The sequence below is a fragment of the Pseudoalteromonas sp. AOP7-A1-14 genome (assembly GCF_052376275.1).
Lineage (GTDB): Bacteria > Pseudomonadota > Gammaproteobacteria > Enterobacterales > Alteromonadaceae > Pseudoalteromonas.
Map to the genome: position 1 here is coordinate 1 of NZ_JBQSVO010000171.1, position 4438 is coordinate 4438.

A 4438-nucleotide genomic window follows, 5' to 3' on the forward strand; every position below is an offset into this window, starting at 1 on the left:
CAAGTTGGTCTTGAAGTGGAGCGCTCAAACGGCCAAGAATATCAATCGCTTCCGTGGCTATCCTTGGCGCAATCCACTCAGCTAACCCTGTATGTGTTTTCTCAGAGACAGTTTCGATGTGGTAGTAAGTGGTGTCACCTTTCGTTTCAGAGCGATACGCATCACGCTTAATGCCTAATATTTCATGGATACGCATACCCGTTGTGAGTAACAGCCAGAAGATACAGCTATCTCGAAGTAGCAATGTTTCTCTCTTTTTTGACGATTCCAGAATTTCATCAGCTTTATCTAGGTATGATTTAGTGAACTGGCACAGCGGAATTAGCACTTTATTTGGAATAATGGGGGTCTTACCTTTGGTAATGGCTTCCCGATACGCTTCACCAACATACCCTGCTTGCTCATTAGCGGTTGATTGAGGCCAAGGATGCTCTTTGACAAAATCAAACTCTTTACAGTGGTAATAAAGGTATTCTAGAACGCGGAATCTATCCACCTTGGTGACTGCTGTCAGTGGTTTAGTCTCGCCTTTTCGTTTTGAGTGCAGGGTATTTACATGCCTAACGTAGGCATTTGAGGTAAAAGCTGTCAGCCCATGTGTAACTGTAGTATCTGAGCTTAAAACCCACTGAAAATAACTTTTCAACTTGTCCAATGTTTTCACAAGAGTATTAAGAGCTAACCCCTTTTTGAATTTGCTCCAGATTACCCACTTTGCCATGCGCTTCATTTGAGTATCATCAATCGTAGAAAAAGTAAGGTTTAATGCACTTGCTATAGTTGCTTTCGTACCTTTCCTAGCAGGAAACACCCATACATCTTCCTCAAATCGAGATAGCGTTTGGTATTCACCATTGGCGAGTTTAATGTAGGTCACGATACCCGTTAGAGAGCCATCAATGACTTGCTCAAGCGCACTGGTGCTTGGCTTTGGGCATTGCTGAATTGCAAACTCAGCTTGCGTGAGTATTAACTCAATTGAACTCATTGCGTCACCTTCAACATATCAAGGTTTTGCCAGTACGGATGTGGATTAGATCTTGCCCGTTCTTTTTCAGCCTCTACACGCTGTAGCTGACCAAGCTTTGCAAATTCAGGGACAACTTCTTCATCTACGATTCTTAGAACATTTTTTAAATGACGCTTCCAGTCTTTACGACCAAACTCGTCACGGCTTCGAATAATCGCCCAATAAAAACTAAAGAGTTTGTACAAATCATCACCTGTAATAACGAAGCTTTTACAGCGGAAGCAGCCTAAAAAGTCATTACAGAACGAGCCATTTTTCGGTGCTTTATCGCCATTCTTAGGGTCTTTACAATGCCCTACAGGGACACTTGGCTCTGCGCACGTTAGCTCTTTAACTCGTATCTCACCCATTAAGCCCAAGTTGCGCTTTGATTGCTCAGGAGCTTGCAGGTAGTGGTCAAGCGTTCCTGTCCCACTGTGTTTGGCTTGCCGCGCAGCAATTAACAAACTCTCACCACTCAGCTCATAAATACCATTGATGAACGTCTTGCGAAAACGGCTTACATTAAGTTTCATCGTTCGAACATCTTCATCTCTTAAGTCGTACTCTTTGATGAATTTTTTGATGTTATATCGAAGCAGCCTTTCTGCTAGAGAGGAGACCGTACCTCTCTCTGCACCTATGTGGGCAACTCTAGGCTCATAGACAAATACCAAGTCGGAATCGATAGACTTTCTCACTTGGCTATTACGCTCAATGATAGCCTCAATAAGATAAGCAACATCAAGCTTTATTCCTTGCACCACTTCAAGTTCCTGTGATTTTCGTAAATTGTGCAATTGCGTGGTGTTGCCTCTTTTTTTGAATACGGTTAAGAGCTTGCGGCAATCTTTAAGTGGGTGGTCGGTCAATGAGTCGGTAGTCATATTGAGAAGCGGAGATGTGTTGATGCCTGTCTGAATCGCCACAGCTAACAAACACAGTGTTAACTGATAACCTGTTAGTGGTTCGGTCTTTTGATAAATCGGCTTAATTGCTTGTTTTAGCGCAACTACCACCTGCCTTTTTTCATGGGAAGTCAGAGGTTTCTCGCCCTTTGCACGTTTACTTGAATTTGGAAATGGGCTCTTAGGAAAGAAATCACTGTTTAGGTTGATGTAACCAATGACTGACCAATAGCCCTTGTCCCTCATGTGTATCAGCATTGACTTGAGATGAGTGTAGTAACCTTTTTGGGTGTTATACCCAATATCACTACCTTTAAGGTGCAGTAAATATTGGTCGATCAACTCTGGTGTAATATCTGCTTGTGTTAAGTCCTCACTCGCTGAATACCTAAATAATGTAAGGTATTCAGCGAAATGGGAAAAACCACTATTAAAATAACTTCTTTGAGTTTCCTCGCTAAGAGCATCGGTATTTTTCAGCAGAGCTTTTGCGGTGTAGTACACTCGATTTGTAATGTCGTCATAACCTTTGCCATAGAAACGAGTAAAATTAATGTTAGAACCATTACCACCTTTTGAACCGATATTGGGGTAATTCACAACAGGGTTGATTGGTCGGACTATTTCTCGATTTTGAGTAGTGTCAATAGTTGGCTCTACTGCCGACGTTTTCTTTAGCTTGTCTTTGTTAATCGACAGTTTTTTTCTTTGCCTAGCCATACTTTACCTACGCAATCGCATCAACTTGTTGCTGATACTCAATCGAAAAGTCATCGACTAAATCATTAACCAAGTGCAAATACTTCATTGTGGTTGTGATACTTGAATGCCCAAGCCGAGCTTGTAGGTACATCAAGGGTTCAAATCTGCTGCTTTTATGTTCTAGCATTCCTTTTAGCATGTGCGTTGCGTAAGTATGTCTTAACATGTGCGGTGATACGTGAAAGGGCAAATTAAGCGACTTGAGAGCCTTACCAAAAGCAGAGCCTTGAGAAGTCCACTCTTGACCATCAGACGTTAAAAACAAGCAGTCTGATACCACTCCTGACTCTTGCTGCTTCCGAAAACGAGCCTCATTGACATAACGCCACAAGTCTTCCATCAGTCGTGTTGGAATGTGTATCTTACGCTCTTTCTCACCTTTGGTTCGCGAAATATTGACCTCGTAGTAAGCTCGATTTCCAGTTGGCTTTCGTATTACGTGCAACGGAAACAACAACAGCTCTTTACGTCTGATACCTGTCTGTAGACATAAGCGAACCATCAGCTTTAAGGTTGGATTTTCAATCGCAGATAGCAGTTCTTTCACTTCAATAGCTGACAAAAACTTAGCTTTCTTCTCAAAGGTTTTCATCATCAAATCAGAGCTGTACTTCTTACCACCATTTCTTTCGGTATGAGCTAGAAACTGCTGCCCTTTATTCACTGAAACGGATTCTAGAGAGTAAGGCAATGATTTAAACCACTTACCAACACCATAGGAGTAGAAACGCACTATCGTTCGTAAGTGCTGATTGGTTGAATTAACCGACATGCCAAACTCACCAACACAAAGGTCACGATAAGCACTGACTAACATTTCATCTTCACTGCTTTCTGAAATATCTCGCCAATCCAAACTGTTCTGCTCACAGAATGTCAGGAATTGAGCTAAATGATTGCCATACGTCCACCAAGTGTTCTCACTATTCACTCGACCTCGTTTTAGGCACTCATAGATCAAGAACTGCATTGCCTCTACACAAAGGTTTCCAGATTCAATCCCTAGATCTGAATTATCAGTCTCCCAAGTCAGTAAAGGGAAATTGGGGTATTTGACGCTTTCTATCTCAAAGTCAGATGTGGATTTCAGTACGATCATAACCATTACTCTATACCTGTGTTAATAACCAGTATGAACAGGTATTTTAGAACATCAAGCAATAGTTACACTTTAAGGGATTCATAACAATAAAGTTCGAAACTTTTCGATGCTATTTGTCGCAGTCTGCCTTTTGTTCTAACAAGCTTTTGCCCCAAACGTGTTAAAGTAATTACTTTATAGGACGGCTTTGAGCGAGAAGCAGACGGTCGATCAAACTCATTTTTGGACAAAAACGAGTTAGAGCCGGAGGGCGGATCTGTAAAATGTATAGTGATAACAACATCCTGCTAAGCCGCAGAAACGGAGTTGATTGTTTGATAGCTACCAGTACAATTAAGTATTTAGGAGCCTCATCACATAATTGCATTCCCCAGCCTTTATTTCTATGTAGGGCTAAATAAACTAATCAGTGTTTAAGGCTAAAGAGAATGTGATTTTTCTGTCACTAACTTCTGCACTTAATTGCGCATCAATTGCTTTACTAAGCGTTTTAGCGATTGATAACCCCAATCCAAAGTTATCATTCGATGTTCTTGAAGTGTCTTTTTGCCATAAAGGGTCAAATAATTGGTCTATATCATTATCACTCAAAGGTTCAATAAGGGAGTTAGTAACTGACAAAAATAAAAGTTTTTCTTTTGAAATCATTGTCGAAAC

At 41.1% G+C, this 4438-nt stretch carries 2 protein-coding genes and 2 pseudogenes; all 4 read right to left on the reverse strand.

Annotated features, from left to right (window positions below; translation table 11 throughout):
* A pseudogene (locus ACT3RM_RS16915) lies at positions 1-988 on the reverse strand (site-specific integrase); the annotation flags it as partial.
* Positions 985-2637: a phage integrase SAM-like domain-containing protein gene (locus ACT3RM_RS16920; protein WP_444511450.1), complete on the reverse strand. Its 1653-nt coding sequence runs from the start codon at positions 2635-2637 to the stop codon at positions 985-987. The gene ACT3RM_RS16920 and the pseudogene ACT3RM_RS16915, both read right to left, overlap by 4 nt.
* A gap of 7 nt (positions 2638-2644) precedes the next feature.
* Complete coding sequence (locus tag ACT3RM_RS16925; RefSeq protein WP_444511451.1) at positions 2645-3784, reverse strand: tyrosine-type recombinase/integrase; 1140 nt, start codon at positions 3782-3784, stop codon at positions 2645-2647.
* A gap of 399 nt (positions 3785-4183) precedes the next feature.
* Positions 4184-4438 (reverse strand): annotated as a pseudogene (locus ACT3RM_RS16930) (sensor histidine kinase); the annotation flags it as partial.